General features: G+C 74.2%; 15 protein-coding genes and 2 pseudogenes. 6 read left to right on the top strand and 11 right to left on the bottom strand.

Going from position 1 to position 19,768, the window contains the following annotated elements:
• Positions 1 to 204 precede the first annotated feature (204 nt).
• The 4 genes and pseudogenes from D476_RS33115 to D476_RS0112685 form a co-directional block, all read right to left on the bottom strand.
• Positions 205 to 917, bottom strand: a pseudogene (locus D476_RS33115) (SCO1664 family protein).
• A 38-nt stretch (positions 918 to 955) separates the two neighbouring features.
• Positions 956 to 1,537 carry a DUF3090 domain-containing protein gene (locus D476_RS0112695; RefSeq protein ID WP_017624315.1) on the bottom strand — a complete coding sequence of 194 codons (582 nt, stop codon included), beginning with the start codon at positions 1,535 to 1,537 and terminating at the stop codon, positions 956 to 958.
• Positions 1,538 to 1,588: 51 nt separating this feature from the next.
• Positions 1,589 to 2,314: a histidine phosphatase family protein gene (locus D476_RS0112690; protein ID WP_017624314.1), complete on the bottom strand. Its 726-nt coding sequence runs from the start codon at positions 2,312 to 2,314 to the stop codon at positions 1,589 to 1,591.
• Positions 2,315 to 2,428: 114 nt separating this feature from the next.
• Positions 2,429 to 3,664: an undecaprenyl-diphosphate phosphatase gene (locus tag D476_RS0112685; protein WP_017624313.1), complete on the bottom strand. Its 1,236-nt coding sequence runs from the start codon at positions 3,662 to 3,664 to the stop codon at positions 2,429 to 2,431.
• Between the two features lie 308 nt (positions 3,665 to 3,972).
• On the opposite strand from D476_RS0112685, the gene D476_RS0112680 reads away from it, so the two are divergent.
• Entirely contained in the window at positions 3,973 to 4,923 is a 951-nt protein-coding gene (locus D476_RS0112680; RefSeq protein ID WP_192826380.1) for an aldo/keto reductase, read from the top strand.
• 526 nt (positions 4,924 to 5,449) lie between these two features.
• Positions 5,450 to 7,336 (top strand): helix-hairpin-helix domain-containing protein, encoded by a 1,887-nt coding sequence (locus D476_RS0112675; RefSeq protein ID WP_017624311.1) that lies wholly within the window; start codon positions 5,450 to 5,452, stop codon positions 7,334 to 7,336.
• A gap of 6 nt (positions 7,337 to 7,342) precedes the next feature.
• Here the strand turns inward: D476_RS0112675 and D476_RS0112670 are convergent, their stop codons facing one another.
• Entirely contained in the window at positions 7,343 to 7,903 is a 561-nt protein-coding gene (locus tag D476_RS0112670; RefSeq protein WP_017624310.1) for a Uma2 family endonuclease, read from the bottom strand.
• Positions 7,904 to 8,057: 154 nt separating this feature from the next.
• Complete coding sequence (locus tag D476_RS0112665) at positions 8,058 to 8,915, bottom strand: helix-turn-helix transcriptional regulator (RefSeq protein ID WP_017624309.1); 858 nt, start codon at positions 8,913 to 8,915, stop codon at positions 8,058 to 8,060.
• Between the two features lie 238 nt (positions 8,916 to 9,153).
• Between D476_RS0112665 and D476_RS0112660 the strand changes: the two genes are divergently transcribed.
• Positions 9,154 to 10,773 (top strand): AMP-binding protein, encoded by a 1,620-nt coding sequence (locus D476_RS0112660; RefSeq protein ID WP_017624308.1) that lies wholly within the window; start codon positions 9,154 to 9,156, stop codon positions 10,771 to 10,773.
• 70 nt (positions 10,774 to 10,843) lie between these two features.
• On the opposite strand, the gene D476_RS0112655 is transcribed toward D476_RS0112660, so the two are convergent.
• From D476_RS0112655 to fabG, 3 genes are all read right to left on the bottom strand, one after another.
• Complete coding sequence (locus D476_RS0112655) at positions 10,844 to 11,596, bottom strand: SDR family NAD(P)-dependent oxidoreductase (RefSeq protein WP_017624307.1); 753 nt, start codon at positions 11,594 to 11,596, stop codon at positions 10,844 to 10,846.
• A gap of 172 nt (positions 11,597 to 11,768) precedes the next feature.
• Positions 11,769 to 12,533 (bottom strand): enoyl-ACP reductase FabI, encoded by a 765-nt coding sequence (gene fabI / locus D476_RS0112650; RefSeq protein ID WP_017624306.1) that lies wholly within the window; start codon positions 12,531 to 12,533, stop codon positions 11,769 to 11,771.
• A gap of 44 nt (positions 12,534 to 12,577) precedes the next feature.
• Positions 12,578 to 13,282 (bottom strand): 3-oxoacyl-[acyl-carrier-protein] reductase, encoded by a 705-nt coding sequence (fabG, locus tag D476_RS0112645; protein ID WP_017624305.1) that lies wholly within the window; start codon positions 13,280 to 13,282, stop codon positions 12,578 to 12,580.
• 251 nt (positions 13,283 to 13,533) lie between these two features.
• On the opposite strand from fabG, the gene D476_RS0112640 reads away from it, so the two are divergent.
• A complete protein-coding gene (locus D476_RS0112640) occupies positions 13,534 to 14,562 on the top strand; it encodes a glutathione S-transferase family protein (protein WP_040726218.1) in 1,029 nt (342 codons plus the stop codon).
• Here the strand turns inward: D476_RS0112640 and D476_RS0112635 are convergent.
• Positions 14,540 to 15,577: a phosphotransferase family protein gene (locus D476_RS0112635; protein WP_017624303.1), complete on the bottom strand. Its 1,038-nt coding sequence runs from the start codon at positions 15,575 to 15,577 to the stop codon at positions 14,540 to 14,542. The genes D476_RS0112640 and D476_RS0112635 overlap by 23 nt on opposite strands.
• Before the next feature lie 309 nt (positions 15,578 to 15,886).
• On the opposite strand from D476_RS0112635, the gene D476_RS0112630 reads away from it, so the two are divergent.
• Together D476_RS0112630 and D476_RS33110 are read left to right on the top strand one after the other, a co-directional pair.
• Positions 15,887 to 17,524 carry a glycoside hydrolase family 10 protein gene (locus D476_RS0112630; RefSeq protein ID WP_017624302.1) on the top strand — a complete coding sequence of 546 codons (1,638 nt, stop codon included), beginning with the start codon at positions 15,887 to 15,889 and terminating at the stop codon, positions 17,522 to 17,524.
• A 268-nt stretch (positions 17,525 to 17,792) separates the two neighbouring features.
• A pseudogene (locus D476_RS33110) lies at positions 17,793 to 18,373 on the top strand (TetR/AcrR family transcriptional regulator); the annotation flags it as partial.
• 178 nt (positions 18,374 to 18,551) lie between these two features.
• Here the strand turns inward: D476_RS33110 and D476_RS0112620 are convergent.
• The coding region (locus D476_RS0112620; RefSeq protein ID WP_017624300.1) for an MFS transporter at positions 18,552 to 19,768 on the bottom strand (1,217 nt) is incomplete at its 5' end.

Raw genomic sequence — 19,768 nt, 5'->3', positions numbered from 1 at the left:
GGTTCCCAGGCCCTGCCTGCCGGGCGGCGGGCTCCTCGCAGTGCAGGCGGGCGACGGCTCGGCAGGTACTCCGCTCCGGGCCGCGGGGCGACGGCACGGGTGCGGGGCCGCATGGCGGGGGCGGCGTATCAGCATGCGAGAGGGCTTCGTCGAGGTGCGCTTGGTGGCCGGTGTCGCGACCCCGAGGCCGCCCCGCCTCGTTCTCTACACCGGCGGCCAGGGGACGGCGGGCCAGGCCGGGGACGGGAAGGGGTGCACCTTGTGCTCCAGGAGGAGCTCCACCCGCCTGCGCAGGGCGTAGCGCTCGGGAGGGGTCAGGTGGCGTTCCAGTTCCGCCGACAGCTCGCCGCCGGGCTCCTCCAGGTGTCCGGAGAGGGACTCCAGGCCCGCCAGGGNNGCGCCCCCCCCTGCCACTGCCACAGTACCGTGCGCAGCTTGTACTCCTCGGCGAAGGCCACCCCGTGGTCGCACCCGTACAGGTGCCCGCCGGGCAGCGGCAGCAGGTGCCCGATCTTGCGGTCGGAGTTGTTGATGACCGCGTCGAAGACCGCCATCCGGCGCAGCGGCGCGCTCTGCCCGTCCTGGGCGAGGGCGACCAGGTCCACCTCGGGGTCGGCGTCCACCCACAGCTGCACCATGCCCTCGCCGAAGGGGCCCTCCCGGTGCACGGTCGGCGGCACCACGCCCCACCCCAGCGCCTCGGAGACCGCGAAGGCCGCCACCTCCCGCCCGGCCAGGGTCCCGTCCGGGAAGTCCCACAGCGGCCGCTCCCCGGCCACCGGCTTGTACACGCAGGCGGCCTCCCCCTCCGGGGAGGAGACGGCCGCGTAGAACGTGGCGTTGGAGGCGGCGGTCAGCCGCCCCACGACCTCCAGCGTGCCGCTGCGCAGCAGCTCCGCGGCCGCGGCGCCGGACATGCCCCCGGGCTGCGCTCCCGGCACGCCCCGCTCCCCGGTCACGCGCCCGAGGGCCGGTAGCCGTTCTGCCGGGGGCAGATGTGCCCCGCGGGGTCCAGCGGCCGCCCGCACAGCGGGCAGTTGGGCCGACCGGCGGCGACGACCCGCATGGCGCGCCCGGCGAAGGCGCGCGCGGCCGACGGCGTCAGGTGCACCCGCAGCACGTCGCGGTCGGCGGGCGCGGTCTCGCTGAAGACCTCCACCTCGCTCTGCTCCTCGGTCTCCCCGTCCGCCTCCTGCACGGCCTCCTGGGCCTCGATGATCACCCGGGATGCCTCGGAGTCCCAGGCCAGGGCCAGGGTTCCGACCCGGAAGTCCTCGTCGATGGGCTGCTCCAGGGGGTCGTCGTCGACGTCGCCCCCGTTCCCTGAGGCCTCGGGCAGCGGGTCGCCGAAGCGCACCCGCACCTCCTCCAGCAGCTCCTCCACACGCTCGGCGAGCGCGGACACCTGGGCCTTCTCCAGCACGACGGAGGTGATGCGGCCGCCTCCGCTCGCCTGGAGGAAGAAGGTCCGCTCCCCAGGCTGGCCGACGGTCCCGGCCACGAAGCGGTTCGGCGGGTCGTACAAGTACAGCGACATGCCAAGAACCCTAGAGGATCGCGGGCTCCAGAGCGATCGGGACCGCCCCGGTCACGGGCGGGCGGCACCCGCGCCGCCGCCCACGACGGCGTCCCCGCCCTCTTCCCCGACCCCTTCCCGCGGGGGCGGCGCCAGCCCGTCGGCGGTCGCCCCGACGTCGTTGAGGCGCAGCAGGAACGGCCGCGCGGGCGTGTAGCGGACGGCGGTGACCGAGCACGGGTCGACCTGGATGCGCTGGAACAGGTCCAGGTGCATGCCCAGGGCGTCGGCGGCGACCGCCTTGATCACGTCGCCGTGGGCGCAGACCAGATAGCGGGGGTGGCCGGTGTCGGAGGCGGCGGCCAGGCGCGCGTTCCAGTCGCGTACGGCCCCCACCGTGCGGGCCGAGACCTGGGCGAGGGACTCCCCGCCGGGGAACCGGGCCGCCGAGGGGTGCTGCTGGACGACGGACCACTCGGGCTCGTCCTTCAGCTCCTCCAGGGTCCGCCCGGTCCAGGTGCCGTAGTCGCATTCGCTGAAGCGCTCGTCCACCACGGGTTCGAGGCCCAGGGCGGCGGCGAGCGGCTCGGCGGTCCGGCGGCACCGCTCCAGCGGGCTGGTGACGATCGCGTCCAGGTGCAGCCCGGACAGGCGGCGGGCGGTGTCCTCGGCCTGGCGCCGACCGCGTTCGTCCAGGTCGATGCCGGGGCTGCGGCCTGCCAGGACGCTGCCGGTGACGGCGGTGAGGCCGTGGCGGAGCAGGACGAGGGTGGCGGAGGCGTTCGCTGGGGTGCCCATGGCCGTCCAGGGTAGTCCACGGTGCCAGGGCGCCCGCCGGGGCGGCCCGGCACCGGAGAAGTGCGGGAGAAGCGCGGCGGGAGGGCGGGGGCGGCCCTGCCGCCCCGGCTCGGGTCAGCCGGTGGGGACGCCCTCCTGGCCCTGCCCGGCGCCCTGCTGCTGCCCGGTGCCGTCCTGGCCGTCCTGCCCGCCGACGGTGCCCTCGCCCGCGCTGCCGCCGGTCCCGTCGGCGGCGCCGTCCTGGGCGGCGTCGCGCTCCTTCGGGTCGTAGACCTCGTTGGTCAGGGGGTTGACCGGGAGTCCGGTCTGCGGGTCGAGGGACACGTCCATCTGCAGCTCGGGGTCGTAGTGCAGCCCCGACTCGGGGTTGACCGGCAGCCCCACCTCGGGGTCGATCTCCCACCCGGTGGCCGGGTCGAGGCTCGGCGAGGGGGACGGCTCGGGCGAGGGCGACGGGGAGGGCTCCTCGCTCGGCTCCGGGGAGGCGTCGGCGACGATCTCGCCCTTGTCGTGCCGCTCCTCGGTGCCGCCCCGGGGGTCCAGGACGCCGAAGCTGACCAGCGTCAGCACCAGCACGCCCAGCCCGATGCGGTAGTAGACGAAGGGCATGAAGCTGTGGGTGGAGATGAACTTCATCAGCCACGCCACCACGACGTAGCCGACGACGCCCGCCACCACGGTGCCCACGGCGGTGGCCAGCCACCCGGCGTACTCGTTGCCGCCGATGTCGGTCATCTTGTACAGGCCCGAGGCGAACACCGCGGGCATGGCCAGCAGGAAGGAGAACTCGGCGGCGTCCTTGCGCTTGAAGCCCATGAGCATCCCGCCGGTGATGGTGCCGCCGGAGCGGGAGACGCCGGGGATGAGCGCCAGGCACTGGAAGAGGCCGAAGGTGACGCCGCGGGTGACGGTCAGGTCGGCCAGCACCCGGTGCTTGCGGGTGTAGCGGTCGGTGGCGCCGAGGATGACGCCGAACACGATCAGGGTGAGCGCGATCAGCCGCAGGTCCCGGAAGACCGTGTCGATCTGCTCCTCCAGCAGCAGCCCCAGCACGCCGATGGGCAGCGTGCCGATGATGACGTACCAGCCCATCCGGGCGTTGATGTCGCGGCGCAGCTCCTTGTCGAACAGGGAGCGCGTCCAGGTGGACAGGATCGCCCAGATCCGGTTGCGGAAGTAGATCAGCACCGCGAGCTCGGTGCCGATCTGGCTGACCGCGGTGAACGCCGCCCCCGGGTCCGGCCACCCGAAGAACGCGGAGATCACCCGCAGGTGCCCGCTGGAGGAGATCGGCAGCATTTCGGTCAGCCCTTGGACGAGTCCAAGGATGATGGCCTCGATGATGGACACGGCGGGCTCGGCTCCAGTCGGCAGGTTCGGCGAAGAGCCGCGGCGGGGGTTCGCGGCTGGGGGCTGGGCGGTCCGCCGCCGCGGGGGGCGGGGCCGGTCGGCCCCGTCGGCCTCCCGGCCGCCTCGTCCGGCGGCGACTGGGGCAGCTTACTACCCCGTTCCGCCCGCGCGAGCAGGGCCCGCGCGGGCCCCGGCCGTTCCGGTCGGGCCACCGGGTCCTTCCGGCCGGACCGCCGCATCCCGCCCGAACTGGGGTTCTCCCGGCGGGCCTCGGCCGCCCGCCCGCCGACCGGGTAACCTCGCACGCCATGGAACAGCGACAGGCGGGCGGCTCGGGGCTGTGGGTGTCGTCCACCGCTCTGGGGACCATGACCTGGGGCAACGACACCGACCAGGCGGAGTCCTCGGATCTGCTGACCGCCTTCGTCGATGCCGGGGGGACGCTGGTCGACACCGCCGACGTGTACAACGGCGGCGAGGGGGAGCGCATCCTGGGGCGCCTGCTCAACGGGGTGGTGCGGCGCAGCGATGTGATCATCGCCACCAAGACGGGGCACGCCACCGACGGCCACCGGCCGGTGGACACCTCCCGGCGGCACCTGCTGGCCTCGCTGGAGGCATCGCTGCGGCGGCTGCAGACCGACCACGTGGACCTGTGGCAGCTGCACGCCCACGACCCGGCCACCCCGATCGAGGAGACGCTGTCGGCGCTGGACGCGGCGGTGGAGTCGGGCAAGGCCCGCTACGTGGGCGTGGGCAACACGACGGCGTGGCAGTTCGCCGCCTACGCGGCCTGGCAGCGCGCGGGGGCCTCCGGGCGCAACCCGGTGGTGACGGCGGCGGCCGAGTACTCGCTGCTGTGCCGGGAGCCCGAGCGCGACCTGCTTCCGGCGGCCGCGGCGCTGGGGGCCGGGGTGATCGCCTGGGCGTCGCTGGGGCGCGGGGTGCTGAGCGGCAAGTACCGGCGGGGCGTCCCGCAGGGCTCGCGCGCCTCCCGGCCGCAGATGGCGCCGTACGTGGAGCCCTACCTGGGCGAGCCCAGCCGCCGGGTGGTGGAGTCGGTGTGCACGGCGGCCGAGGGGCTGGGCGTGTCGCCGCTGGCGGTGGCGCTGAGCTGGGTGCGCGACCGGCCGGGGGTGGTGTCGGTGGCCATCGGTCCGCGCACGGCGGCCCAGCTCGACGAGGTCCTCGGGAGCGACGACGTGCACCTGCCGGAAGAGATCCGCGAGGCGCTGGACGACGCGTCCCGGAAGCGGTGAGCTCCCACGTGCGGGACCGCCGTCCTCGGGGAGGCCGGGGCGGCCTCCGCTGACGCGGTGCGGTTTTCGGCGGTCATGGCCGCCATGGGTGGTCGACTGAAGGCCGAACCGCCCCCAGGCAGGGCACCGCTCGGGGAACCGGCGCAGAGGGAGGGCCTTCAGACCGCGCGGCACGGGGGTCGCACGGGCGGGTGAGCGGGGCGTCCCGGCCCCCCACGGCTCCCGGGCCTCTGTCGGGACGTCGGGTTCGGGGGACGCGCGGACGGGCGGCGCAGCGCCCCGGAGCCCTGGCCGGCGATCCTGTCGACGTCCGCCCGGCGTCCTCCGCGTCCTCCGCATCCCTCCGAGACCGGCACGGCCGATCCGCGCCGACCCCCACGGCGACCGGGATGAGACCGTCCTCCCCGGGACCGCCGGAGCCCGGCCCCCCGCAGTCCACCGGTCGGCGGCGTCCGGGACGCCGTCGTCGGCGTTCCTCGCTAGGCTGCTCTCTCGTCGACCGCCCCGTGGAGAGGACGCTTCCCGCATGTCAGACGCCCCCGAGCGCACCGCCGCCGTGCTGGCGGGGATGGGCGCACCGGAGTCCCTGGCCGGGCCGCTGGTCGGTGCCCTGGGCCCCGGCGCCGCCGAAGAGCTCGCCGCGGACCCCTGGCGGCTGCTGGCCCTGCCCGCGGTCACGCCCGAGCAGGCCGACTTCTGCGCCCGCCGGGCCCTGGGCGAGGCCGCCGCCCCCGACGACCCCCGGCGCGGCCGCGCCCTGGTCGGGCGGGCGCTGGCCGCCGCGGTCCGGGAGGGCTCCACGGCCGTGGACGAGCGCGAGCTGGGCCGGGCCCTGCGCGGCATGCGCGTCGCCGACCCCCGCCCGGCGGTCGAGGCGGCGCTGGACGACGGCTCGGCCATGGTGTTCGAGGTCTTCCCCGAGGACGCCGACGACGGGTTCGAGGACGGCGAGGCGCCGGAGATGCCCGACCCCGACCGCTTCCTCGCCCCCACCCGTGTGGGCCTGGCCGAGCAGGAGCTGGGCGAGGGGCTGGCGCGGCTGATCGGCACCAGCGAGCCCATCATGGACCCGGCGACCGCCTCGGAGACCGCCGAGGCCGCCGCCGAGCGGATCGGCGAGGAGGTCGGGCCCCAGACCTCCGCGGCGGCGATCGCCGCGATCATGCGCGGGGTGACGGTGCTGCGGCACGGCCCCGCGGCGGGCGCGGCGGTGCGCCACACCCTGGCGTGCCTGGCCGCGGCGGCCGAGGACAGCGGGGTGGGGCTGGCCGTCGCCTCCCCCACCGCGCAGTCGGCGGCGGTCCTCGACGGCCTGCTGGGCGGCGCCCTGGCCGCCGCCGCGCCGAGCGCCGCTCCCGGGCCGGGCGCCGTTCCCGGGCCGGGCGCCGTCTCCGGACCCGACGTGCGGGCGGCGGGCGGCGGCGATGCCGGGCACGGCGCCGAGGAGGACGGGGAGGCCGCCGGGGCGGCCCCCTCCCCCGTCGTCGCCGCCGGAGCGGTCCCGCTCGGGCGGCTGCTGGAGGCCGGCGGCCCCGTGCCCGCCGGGATCGTCGTGGTCTCCGACGCCATGGCGCTGGACGTGGAGCGGGCGGCCGCACTGGTCGAGGCCTGCGAGGACGGCACCCACCTGGTGCTGCTGGCCGACCCGGCGGAGGCGCCGTCGGCCCGCCCCGGCCACGTGGTGCGGGACGTGGCCGAGTCGCGGATGGCCGCCGTGGCCGACCTGCCCGACGCGCCCTCCCCCGGGCCGCTCGGGGAGCTGGCCGCCGCCGTCGCCGGGGGCGACCTGGCCCGGGTGGAGGCACCGGACCGGGAGGTCGTGCTGGTGCCCGCGTCGTCGGGCGCCGAGGCGGCGCACCGGGCGGTGCAGCTCGTGGGCGACTCGATCCCCCGGGCGCTGGGCATCCCGGCCGAGCAGGTGCAGATCGTGGCCGCCACGCGCGGCGGCGAGGCGGGGGCCGACGCGCTCAACCGGGCCTGCAAGGAGCGCTTCAACCCCGGCCCGGGCGCGCTCGGCGGGCTGGACGCGGGCGACAGGGTGCTGCTGTCGGGCGGGGGCCCCGGCTACTCCGCGGGCGACGTGGGGTACCTGCGCACCGGCCCGGAGGGCGATGCCCGCCCGTTCGTGGAACTCGCGGGCGGCGGTGCGCCCGTGCCCGTGGACCCGGCGCACCTGCGGCCGGGCTGGGCGGTGACGGTGGCCGCCGCGCACGGCTCGCGCTGGCCCGGGGCGGTGGCGGTGTTCGGCCCGGAGACGCGGGGGTCGCGCCCGCAGGTCTACACGGCCCTGACCCGGGGGGTGCGCCACGTGTCCATCGTGCACGCGGCGGGCCCGGAGCTGGCCGAGGCCGTGAAGGAGAAGACGTCCCTGCCCCGCACGACCCGCCTGCGCGACGTCATCCGGGAGGGGTGAGGGCCCTCAGCTGCCCGGGTCGGTCGGGAGCTTCGATGTATCCAGGCGTAGGTCACCGACCGGCGTTGCCAAGATGACCTCGCCGCCGTATCCGCATCGCCCTCGGTCCGTGTACCGCCCTGCTTCAGGGGTACTCAACCAGGTGCACTGCGCTTCATAGGGGTCAAGAATGACATAGAAGGGGATTCCCGCATTAGCGTAGAACTCCGCCTTCACATCATAATCACGAAGAATACTCCCTGGAGAGATCACCTCAACGACGACCTCGAAAAGTTCCGGGGAGTATTTACTCAGATTCTTGACCTCCTCCTCTTTGGGAAGGATCGCCAGGTCCGGGCAGAGCTCGGTGTCCGCCTCCGTAAACTCTGAACCGACATCACTGATGAAGCCCCACTCAACTCCGACCTGCTCTTCGAACGCGTTCCATACGCGCCGGATCGTCGAATTGTGCACGGGCCTCACCGGACTCATCATGATGTGCCCCCGGAGGATCTCCACTTTGTAGCCCTTGACCTCATCACCGAAGCGACGCAAAGTGGAGTGGGCCTGCTCAAGCACCGTGGTCATCTCCGCCTCCTTCGGCCGCCTCCAGCGTATCCCTGCCCACAGGGGGCCGCCACCGCTCTGTTCGCGCTCGGGCCGCGGCATCGGACTCGTCGAAGGCCGGCCAGGCGAACCGCGATCCTCGCGCCCCGACACAGAGGACGTGCCCGCCTTCCGCTCACGCCAGCAGGCCGTACCGCTTCGCCTGCGTCACGGCCTCTATGCGGGTGTGCGCCTCCAGCCTGCGCATCGCGGTGCGCAGGTAGGCCTTGACCGTCTCCGGGCGCAGCCCGAGGCGCCGCGCGGCGTCGGCGTTGGTGCACCCGTCGGCCACACACGCCAGCACGTCGACCTCCCTCGGGGCCAGGCGCGGGGCGTCCGGTCGGGTCCGGGCCGCCGCCGCGGTGTCCATACGGGCGCACACCTCCAGCAGCCGGTCCCGCATCTCCACGTCGTCCACGTCGGCGGCCAGCGACCGCAGCTCGGCGTTGAGCGCCCGCACCTCCGCCCACCGGGGCGACCCCGGGCCGGGCTCGTCGGCGGCCGCCCGCGCGCGCTCGGCCTCGGCGGCGCGGCGGCGCGCCTCGTCCCGGACGGCGATGCGCTGGCCCGCCTCGCGCGCGGCCTCCTCGAAGGCGGCCACCGTGCGGTCGCCCAGCGTCAGCGACCGGCGCAGCCCGCCCAGCAGCACGCCGCGGGTACGGCCGCCCACCACGATCGGGGTCGCCACCAGTGCCTTGAGGCCCTCGGCGCGCACCGCCGCGTCGTAGTCGTGGCTGATCTGCTCGGCGTGCAGGTAGTCGGGGACCCACAGCGGGCGGCGCATCGCCGCCGCCTTGCCTCCCAGCCCGCGTCCGGGCTGTACGACCAGCCCGCGGATCGCGTCGGTCCCGGCGCCGAACAGCTCGGTGTAGTGGACGCGCTGGTTGGCCCGCGCCGCTCCCCCGAACACCACCGGAAGGCCGCTGGCGCGGCGCAGTCCGGGCAGGGCGGAGCCGATCTCGGCGGTGGCGTCGCGGTCGGTGTGAGACCTCATGGCGTGCTCCAAGGGGTGCCGTCCCCGGGTCCGTCCAGGGGCCGTCGTCCTTCGAGAGGTGGGTCACATGCAACACGATCGCGCGCCGGTGCGCAAAGGCCCGCCGAGCCGACCCGTCGGCATACCGCCTCCGGCATACCCCCGTTCGGGGGTAATGAGACCTGCCTCACATGCACCACCATCGTGGCGGTCGGCCGCGGATCCACGTGGCGCGGCGAACGCGTTGGAGGAGCGGAGCATGTCGAAGTCCTACGCCTGCGGGGTGTCGCAGACCCCCCTGCTGGGCGACACCATCGGGGAGAACCTCGACCGCGCGGTCGCCGCCCACCCCGACCGGGAGGCGGTCGTCGACGTCGCCCAGGGCCTGCGGTGGACCTACGCCGAGTTCGGCGCCCAGGTGGACCGTGCCGCCCGCGCCCTGATGGCCGCCGGGGTGGCCGTGGGAGAGCGGGTGGGCATCTGGTCGCCCAACCGCGCCGAGTGGACCCTGGTGCAGTACGCCACCGCCAAGATCGGCGCGGTACTGGTCAACATCAACCCCGCCTACCGGCGCAGCGAACTGGAGTTCGTGCTGCGCCAGGCGGGCGTGCGCATGCTCGTGTCGGCCCAGGAGCACAAGGGCAGCGACTACAGGGCCATGGCCGAGGAGGCCCGCCCCCTGGCGCCCTCGCTGCGCGAACTCGTCTTCTTCGACGACCCCGCATGGGACGAGCTGCTGGCCGGGGCCGACTACGTGGCCCCGCAGGAGCTGGTGGAGCGCGCCGCCGGGCTGTCCGCCGACGACCCGATCAACATCCAGTACACCTCGGGCACCACCGGGTTCCCCAAGGGCGCGACGCTCTCCCACCACAACATCGTCAACAACGGCTACTTCGTCGGCGAGCTGCTGGGCTACACCGAGCACGACCGGATCTGCCTGCCGGTGCCCTTCTACCACTGCTTCGGCATGGTCATGGGCAACCTGGCGGCGACCAGCCACGGGGCCTGCACGATCATCCCGGCCCCGGCGTTCGACCCGGCGGCGACGCTGTCGGCGGTCGCGGCCGAGCGCGCCACCTCGCTGTACGGGGTGCCCACCATGTTCGTCGCCGAGCTGGGCCACCCCGGCTTCGCCGAATACGACCTGTCGAGCCTGCGCACCGGCATCATGGCCGGGTCGCCCTGCCCGGTGGAGATCATGAAGCGGGTGGTGGCGGAGATGCACATGTCCGAGGTGGCCATCTGCTACGGCATGACCGAGACCTCGCCGGTGTCCACCCAGACCCGGGTCGACGACGACCTGGAGCGCCGCACCGGGACGGTCGGCCGGGTGGTGCCGCACGTGGAGGTCAAGGTGGAGGACCCGGCCACCGGCACCGTGCTGCCCCGCGGCGAGGCCGGGGAGCTGTGCACCCGCGGCTACTCGGTGATGCTGGGGTACTGGGACGAGCCCGAGCGCACCGCCGAGGTGATCGACGCGGCCCGGTGGATGCACACCGGCGACCTGGCGGTGATGCGCGAGGACGGATACGTGTCCGTCGTCGGGCGGATCAAGGACATGGTGATCCGCGGTGGGGAGAACGTGTACCCGCGCGAGATCGAGGAGTTCCTGCACACCCACCCCAAGGTGGCCGATGTGCAGGTGGTGGGCGTCCCCGACGCCAAGTACGGCGAGGAGCTGGCGGCCTGCGTGCTTCCGGCCGACCCCGCCGACCCGCCCACGCGGGAGGAGATCGCCGCCTTCTGCAAGGGGCGGCTGGCCCACTACAAGATCCCGCGCTACGTGCGGGCCGTGGAGTCCTTCCCCATGACCGTCAGCGGCAAGGTCCGCAAGGTCGAGCTCCGCGAGTGGGCCGCCCGGGAACTGGGGCTCGCCTGACCGGCCGTGGCGCGGCCGCCCCCCGCTTTCCGCACGGGGGCGGGGCGGCCCCGCCACGGTCAGCGCCGCCTCAGACCCGGTCCACGAACCCGCCGTCGACCACCAGGTTGGCGCCGGAGGTGAAGGACGAGGCCGGGCTCGCCAGGAACGCCACGGCGCGCGCCACCTCCTCGGGGGCGCCCAGGCGCCCCATCGGGATCGCGTCGCGGACGGCCTCGTAGAACGGGGGGTCGTTCTCCTTGCGCCGCGCCCAGCTCCCGCCGGGGAACTCGACCGGCCCCGGGGAGACCGTGTTCACCCGGATGCCCTCGGGGGGCAGGGTGCGCGCGAGCGCGGCGGCGTGGTGGTTGAGGGCCGCCTTCAGGGCGCCGTAGGCGCGCGGGCCCGACGGCGGGCCGCTGTGCAGGGCCGAGGTGGTGGACACCAGCACCACCGACCCGCCGCGTTCGGAGGCGGCCAGGTGCGGCCGGGCGTGCTCGGCCATGGTCACGAACGGCATCACGTCGGTGGCGAAGCCCGCCTCCCATCCGGCCGAGCCGCCCGCCGAGACGTTGGACACGAGCACGTCGATGCCGCCGAGCCCGTCGGCGGCCCGGTCCAGGAAGGCGCGCAGGGCCTCGGGGTCGGCCACGTCGAGCGCGCCCTCGACCACGGTGGCGCCGGTGGCGCGCAGCTCTTCGGCGGCCTCGGCCAGCGGCCCGGCCGAGCGCGCGCACACCGCCAGGTCGGCGCCCTCCTCGGCGAGGACCCGCGCGATGGCGCGGCCGATGCCCCGGCTGGCGCCGGTCACCACGGCGCGGGCGCCCTTGAGTCCCAGATCCATGTGTCCTCTCCTCGTCCCCTCGTTCCCCTTCGTTCCGCGGCGCCGTCGGGGCCGCGAAAGCGGCGGTGGGCGCCCCTCCGCAGAGGGGCGCCCACCGCGTGGACGTCCGCCGCCTCCCAGGCTACGCCGGAGCGCGTGCCCGGCCCGGCGCGCCGGGCCGTGTCCGCCGGTGTCAGGCCCCGGTGGAGTGGAACCCGCCGTCGACGTGCACGATCTCGCCGGTGGTGGCGGGGAACCAGTCCGACAGCAGGCCCACCACGGCGCGGGCGGCCGGCTCGGGGTCGGTGGTGTCCCAGCCCAGCGGGGCGCGCTCGGGCCAGTGCGCGGCCAGCTCGTCGAAGCCGGGGATGCTGCGCGCGGCCATGGTGCGCAGCGGCCCGGCCGAGACCAGGTTCACCCGCACGTTGTGCTCGCCCAGGTAGCGGGCCAGGTAGCGGGCGGTGGAGGTGAGCGCCGACTTGGCCACGCCCATCCAGTCGTAGATGGGGTAGGACACGCTGTTGTCGAAGTCCATGGCCACGACGGACCCGCCGTCCTTCATCAGGGGCAGCACCGCGGTGGTGAGCGCCTTGAGGGAGAAGGCGGAGGTGTGCATGGCGTTGGCCACGTCCTCCCACGGGGTGTTGAGGAAGTTGCCGCCCAGGCCGGACTGCGGGGTGAAGCCGATGGCGTGCACGACGCCGTCGAGCCCGTCCACGTGCCCGCGCACCCGGTCGGCGAGGCTGGCCAGGTGCTCCTCGTCGGTGACGTCGAGTTCGAGCACCGGCGGCGCGTCGGGCAGGCGCTGGGCGATGCGCTCGACCAGGCTCAGCCGGCCGTAGCCGGTGAGTACGACGGTGGCGCCCTGCTCCTGGCACAGCCGGGCGACGTGGTAGGCGATCGAGGAGTCCGTGATCACCCCGGTGACCAGGATGCGCTTGCCTTCGAGAATTCCCATGAGAGTCCTTGTCAGGTGTTCGTGCGTGCGGCCGGGGAGGGCGGCTAGTGGCCCATGCCCAGGCCGCCGTCGACCGGGATGACCGCACCGGTGATGTAGGCGGCGTCCTCGGAGGCCAGGAAGCGGACGGCCTTGGCGATCTCCTCGGTGGTGCCGTAGCGGCCCAGCGGCACGCTCTTCTTGATCTCGGCCTGGCGGTCCTCGGGCAGGGCCGCGGTCATGTCGGTCTCGATGAACCCGGGGGCGACCACGTTGACGGTGATGTTGCGGGAGCCGAGCTCGCGGGCCAGGGAGCGGCCGAAGCCGATGAGGCCGGCCTTGGAGGCGGCGTAGTTGGCCTGCCCGCCCGAGCCGAGCATCCCCACCACCGAGGAGATGAGGACGATCCGGCCGGTGCGCTTGCGCATCATCCCGCGCACGGCGCGCTTGGCGACGCGGAACGTGCCGGTCAGGTTGGTCTCCAGGACCGATGAGAAGTCGTCCTCGCTCATCAGTGCGAGGAGCTGGTCCTTGGTGATGCCGGCGTTGGCCACCAGCACCTCGACCGGGCCCTGCTCCTCCTCGACGCGCTTGAAGGCGGAGTCGACCTGGGCGGTGTCGGTGATGTCGCAGGGGACGCCGAGCAGCCCTTCCGGCGGCTCACCGGACCGGTAGGTCACGGCGACGTCGTCCCCGGCGGCGGCGAGTTCACGGGCGATGGCCAGGCCGATCCCCCGGCTGCCGCCGGTGACCAGTGCCGAGCGGGACATGTAAGGGCACCTCCGTACGCGCTGCTGAGCGCGGTAAGACCATGTCAGAACGGACAGCAGAGTATCGAGCTACCGCCCGGTATATGAACCGCGGCCGCCGCCGGGGCCCCGGGGCCCGTTCCGGCCCGGCCCCGGGGCGGGTAGCGGGCGTCCCCGCGGCGTCGCCGCAGCGGAGAGCGGGTATGGGGGGACTGGCGCGCGCACCGGTGCCGGCCACCGGTCGGAGCCTGGAGTTCCCCGGGAGGACCACCATGACGACCGTCACGACCGCCGCCCCCGTCGACTTCGCCCGCTACGGCGACTACGGAGGCTCCATGACCTCCCCGAAGGGCGCCGCGTTCGAGCGCCCTGCCTACCGCTTCGGCGGCCGGATCGGCTCCGAGCGCTTCCCCGCCGAGGCGGGGCGCTACCGCCTGTACGTCTCCTACGCGTGCCCGTGGGCGCACCGGACGCTCATCGTGCGCGCGCTCAAGGGCCTGGAGGACGCGGTCTCGGTCGCCGTCGTCGATCCGGTCCGGGACGGCCGGGGGTGGGCGTTCCGCGAGGGCCCGGGGCACGGCCCGGACACCGTCGGGCACTTCGCGCTGCTGCGCGACCTGTACGAGGGCACCGAGCCCGGGTACGACGGGCACGTGTCGGTGCCGGTGCTGTGGGACACCGACACCCGGCGCATCGTCTCCAACCGGTTCGACGAGATCACGCTGGACCTGAACGCCTGCTTCAACGCCTGGGCGAAGAACCGCGTCGACCTGTACCCGGCGGACCTGCGCGAGGAGATCGACGCGCTCGACCGCCACCTGTACGCCGCCGTGAACAACGGGGTGTACAAGTGCGGCTTCGCCCCCTCCCAGGAGGCCTACGACGAGGCGGTGGCGGCGCTCTTCGAGGCACTCGACGGCCTGGAGGAGAGGCTGGCCGACCGGCGCTACCTGGCCGGGGACCGGCTCACCGTGGCGGACGTGCGGCTGTGGCCGACGCTGGCGCGCTTCGACACCGTCTACGGCACCCACTTCAAGGCCAACCTGCGGCGGCTGCAGGACTACCCGAACCTGTGGGGGTACGCGCGGGACCTGTACGCCGACCCCGCGTTCGGCTCCACCACCGACTTCGGCCACATCCGGCGGCACTACTACATCACCCACGGGGCGCTGAACCCGCGCCGGATCGTGCCCGCGGGGCCGCTGCCCGACTTCGCCGCCCAGCACGACCGCGCCCGCCTGGGCGGGGCCGAGGGGGCCGGGGCGGGGCCGCGGGTGGTCAGCCCGCGCCCAGGCGCTTGAGCCCGGCGGCGACCAGGCCGGGCACGGCCTCGCCGATGTGCGCGAAGTCCCCCCCGACGGTCTTGCCCTGGGTGAAGCGGTAGTGGATGCCCTCCAGGATCACCGCCAGCTTGAAGAAGGCGAAGGAGACGTACCAGTCGAAGTCGGACAGGTCCCGCCCGGAGCGCTCGGCGTACCGGGCCACCAGCTCGTCCACGGCGGGGAAGCCCTCGGCGGCCGCGGCGTCGCCCACACCCGGCACCGAGGGCACCTCGGCCCCGCTGTAGACGGCGATCAGCGCCAGGTCGGTCAGCGGGTCGCCGAGGGTGGACATCTCCCAGTCCAGCACGGCGGTGATGCAATCGGCGCCGCCCTCGGAGGCGACCAGGACGTTGTCCAGCCGGTAGTCGCCGTGCACCACGGCGGGGGCGGGCGAGGCGGGGATGCGGGCGGCCAGGCCCGCGCGCAGCTCGTCGGCGCCGGGCAGGTCGCGGCTGCGGGAGGCGTCGAGCTGCTTGCCCCAGCGGCGGACCTGGCGCTCGAGGAACCCGTCGGGGCGGCCGAAGTCCTCCAGGCCCACCTCGGCGGGGTCGACGGCGTGCAGGGCCACGAGGGTGTCGACCAGGTCGAGCACGACGGCACGGGTGCGATCGGGGCCGAGGGCGGTGAGCTGGTCGGCCGTGCGGTAGGGGGTGCCCTCCACGTACTCCATGACGTAGAAGGGCGCGCCGAGCACGTCGGTGTCGGTGCACAGCAGCTCGGTGCGCGGGACCGGCACGGGGGTGGGGGCCAGGGCGCTGACCACGCGGTGCTCGCGGGCCATGTCGTGGGCGGTGGGCAGGACGTGGCCGAGTGGGGGGCGGCGCACGACGAACCGGCGGGTGCCGTCGGAGACCTCGTAGGTGAGGTTGGAGCGGCCCCCGGCGATGAGCCGCGCGGTCAGCGGGCCGGCCGCCAGGCCCGGACGCTCGGCGTCCAGGTGCGCCCGGAGGCGTTCGGGGTCCAGTCCAGGTGGGGGCGTGCCGCGGTCGTCCACGCGTGCTCCTCGCTCGGGGTGGTCGGGGGTGGGCGGTCGGCGAACCAACATACCACTTGGTCTGTGACCCGGGCCGCTCCCCCGCCGCCTCCCCCTGCCCGTCCGTCCCACCCGCCCCGAACCGCCGGAGAAGGATTGCGTTCGGAGCGCCGATCGTGAAGGTTTCCTCCTATCCCCCTCACGCGGGGAGACCCGAGGGCGCGCCCCGCCCGGCGGGCGCCGGGACGCGGGCGCGGCGCACGGCGTCACACGCGGCGTGTGGTCAATTGACTACACTCTGCACATAACGTTGAGCGGAAGGAGCCCCCCTTGGCCCGCCCCGACCGGACCGAGCGCCCGTCGCCCCGCGACGCGGACGCGGCCCGCATCCCCCGATCCCCCCGAACCGCCGCCCTGTGCGGCACCCTCGCCGCCCTCCTGGCCGTCCCGCTCCTGGCCGCGCCGCCGGCATCGGCCGCCCCCGGCCCGCCCGAGGGCGGATGCGCGCCGGGGGCCGACGCACCGCCCAAGCGACAGATGCGCGCCGAATGGATCGCCAGCGTCGTCAACATCGACTGGCCCAGCGAGCAAGGGCTCAGCCCGGACGAGCAGCGCCGGGAGCTGGACGCCCTCTACGACCGGGCGCAGGCCGACGGCCTCAACGCGGTCTTCGTGCAGATCCGCCCCACCGCCGACGCGTTCTGGCCCTCCCCGCACGAGCCGTGGTCCGAATGGCTCACCGGGGAGCAGGGGCGCGACCCCGGATACGACCCGCTGGCCTACGCCGTGGAGGAGGCGCACGAGCGCAACCTGGAGTTCCACGGCTGGTTCAACCCCTACCGGGTGGCCATGCACGACGACCCCGAGCGGCTGACCGGGGACCACCCGGCGCGGGAGAACCCCGACTGGGTCTTCTCCTACGGCGGACGGCTCTACTACGACCCGGGCGTGCCCGAGGTCCGGGAGTTCGTGGTCGAGGCGATGATGGACGCCGTCGAGAACTACGACCTGGACGGCGTGCACTTCGACGACTACTTCTACCCCTACCCCTCCGGCGGGCAGGAGCTCCCCGACGCCGACACCTTCGCCGAGCACGGGCGCGGCTTCGACGACATCGAGGACTGGCGGCGGGACAACGTCGACCTGCTGGTCGAGGAGATGGACGAGGCCGTGCACGCGGCCAAGCCGCACGTGAAGTTCGGCATCAGCCCGTTCGGGATCTGGCGGAACGCCTCCAGCGACCCCGAGGGCTCGGACACCTCCGGGTTCGAGTCCTACAGCGGTATCTACGCCGACAGCCGCACATGGGTTCGCGAGGGGTGGGTGGACTACATCAACCCGCAGGTGTACTGGGAGATCGGGCTGCCGGTGGCCGACTACGCGGTCCTGGTTCCGTGGTGGGCCGAGACGGTCGAGGGCACCGGCGTGCACCTGTACATCGGGCAGGCCGCCTACAAGGCGGGCAACGACGGCGCGTGGTCCGACCCGCGGGAGCTCTCCCGGCACCTGGACCTGAACCGGGAGCACCCCGAGGTGCTGGGCGACGTGTACTTCAGCGCGACGTCGCTGCGGACCAACGCGCGCGCGGCGATGGACCGGGCGGTCGAGGACCACTACGGGAACCCGGCGCTGGTGCCCGTCAAGGACGACCTGGGCGGGCGCGCCCCGTGGCGGCCGCACGTGGTGGACGCGGAGACCGGTGGGGACGGCACCGAGCTGAGGATCCGGCCGCACTGGCACTCCTCTCCGGCCTACTACGCCGTGTACGGATTCGACGGGAAGCCGAACCCGCACGACCGGTGGTGCGGACTCAAGGACCCGAGGAACATGATCGGCACCGTGCGGGCGTCCGGCGACGGGGAGACGGTGTTCACCGCTCCGGACGACGGCGGCGACCGGACCTACTATGTGACGGCGCTGGACCGCCTGCACCACGAGAGCCGCCCGGCGCTGCGGTACGTGCACTGATCAGGCCGTACGAGCCCGTCATGGCGGCGGGGACCCGGGAGCCCTCCTCGCAGGGCCCCGGGTCCTCCCGCCCCCGCCCCCGGTGAGGGATCCCACCGAAGAGACCGACCGGTAACAGTCCAACCGGTCTATTGTGTTCCCAAGCCTTCCCAAGGCCCACCAGCCCGTCGGACCACCCGGTCCGCGCCCCCGACAGAAAGGCCGTGCCGTGGCCGTGCGTACCCGCGGCGGTCGGGCCAAGCCGACCGCGACCGCGCCCGACACCGCGCTGATCGCCGCCGCCTCACCCGACAACCCGGTCCCNGGGCGGTGCCCCCCCGCCTGTTCGCCGACAAGGGCTTCGACCGCACCTCCGTGCAGGAGATCGTGGAGACCGCCCGGGTCACCAAGGGCGCCATGTACCACTACTTCGACTCCAAGGACGACCTGCTGGCGGAGGTCTACGCCCGCGTCCTGCGCATGCAGATGGAGCGCCTGGAGGCCATCGCCGCCGAGGGCGGCCCGGTGGCCGAGCGGGTCCGGCGCGCGGCGGCCGACGTCGTGGTGACCACCATCGCCAACCTGGACGACGCGACGATCTTCTTCCGGTCCCTGCACCAGCTCAGCGAGGGCAAGCAGCGCGAGGTGCGGTCCCAGCGCCGCACCTACCACGAGGTGTTCCGCTCCCTGATCACCGAGGGCCAGCGGGAGGGCGTGTTCACCGACCGGGTGCCCGCCGACATCGTGGTCGACTTCTACTTCGGGTCGGTGCACCACCTGAGCACCTGGTACCGCCCCGACGGCGAACTGGCCCCCACCGAGATCGGCGACCACTACGCCGACCTGCTCCTGAGCGCCCTGCGCCCGGACGGCCCGGGCCCGGCGGCGGTNCGGGGGGGGGGGGGGGGCCCCCCTGCCGCAGCCGTGACCGGCGGTTCCACGGCCCGGCCGCCCCGGGCCGCGGAACACGCGGTCCGGGGCGGCACGGAAGCGCCGCCCCGGCCCTGGCGCGGGGGCCTGTTCGGACACCGGCCGCCCCCGGGCCCGTTCACCCTTCGGCGCCCGCCTCCTCACGGGCGCTGCGGCCGCGGACCAGCAGGCCGACCGAGAGCAGGGCCACCAGGCCCAGCGCGATGAGGTAGGCCGACACCGCCATCGACGTGCCCGCCACGCTGAGCAGCGCCACCATCGCGAACGGGGCGAAGCCGCCGCCGACCACCGAGGCGATCTGGTATCCGAGCGAGGCGCCGGTGTAGCGCACCTCGGCCGAGAACAGCTCGGCGAACAGGGCGGCCTGCGGGGCGTACATGATGCTCAGGAAGACCCCGGCGACGAACATCCCGACGGCCATGAACAGGATGTCGCCGGTGTCGACGAGGAGGAACAGCGGCACCGCCCACAGGCAGAGGCCGACGATCCCGAACGTGTAGACGCGGATGCGCCCGATCCGGTCGGACACCGACGCGGCGATCGGCATCAACGGGAGCTGGAACAGGCTGAGCGCCAGGGCAACCGCGAGCACGTGCACCCGATCCATCCCGAGTTCACGGGTCGCGTAGTCCAGGATTCCGGTGATGAGGATGTAGAAGGTCGCCGAGTTGACCGCGAAACTGCCCCCGGCCAGGAGCACCGTGGCCTTGTGGGAGCGCAGGATGTCGCGCAGGGGCGAGCGCTGCCCGCTCCGTTCGGCGGCGGCGCGGCGGAAGTCGGGGGTCTCCTCGACGTTTCGGTGGATCAGCCAGGCCAGGACCAGGACGAAGACGCCGAGCAGGAACGGGATCCGCCACCCCCAGGCGGCGAAGGACTCCTCGCCGGTGGCGAAACTGACCGCGAAGTAGACGCCGTAGGCGGCGACGAGCCCGATCGGCACGCCCATCTGGACCAGGCTGCCGTAGAGGCCGCGGCGGCCCTCGGGGGCGTACTCGGTGGCGAGGAGGGCCGCGCCGCCCCACTGCATGCCCACGGCGATCCCCTGGACCAGGCGCAGTACCACCAGGGCCACGGGGGCGGCGATGCCGATGGCCTCGTGGGAGGGCAGCAGCCCGATGGCGGTGGTGGCGGCGCCCATCGCCACCAGCGCCCACACCAGGACCGGCTTGCGGCCGTAGGTGTCGCCCAGCTGGCCGCCGATGATCCCGCCCAGGGGGCGGGCGAGGAAGCCGACGGCGAAGGTGGCGAAGGACGCGAGCACCCCGGCGACCGGGCTGAACTCGGGGAAGAAGAGCGAGCCGAACACCAGGGCGGCGGCGACGCTGAAGACGAAGA

Origin of the sequence: Nocardiopsis chromatogenes YIM 90109, assembly GCF_000341185.1 — a bacterium.
Lineage (GTDB): Bacteria > Actinomycetota > Actinomycetes > Streptosporangiales > Streptosporangiaceae > Nocardiopsis_A > Nocardiopsis_A chromatogenes.
This window is presented reverse-complemented; position numbering and strand designations above follow the sequence as displayed.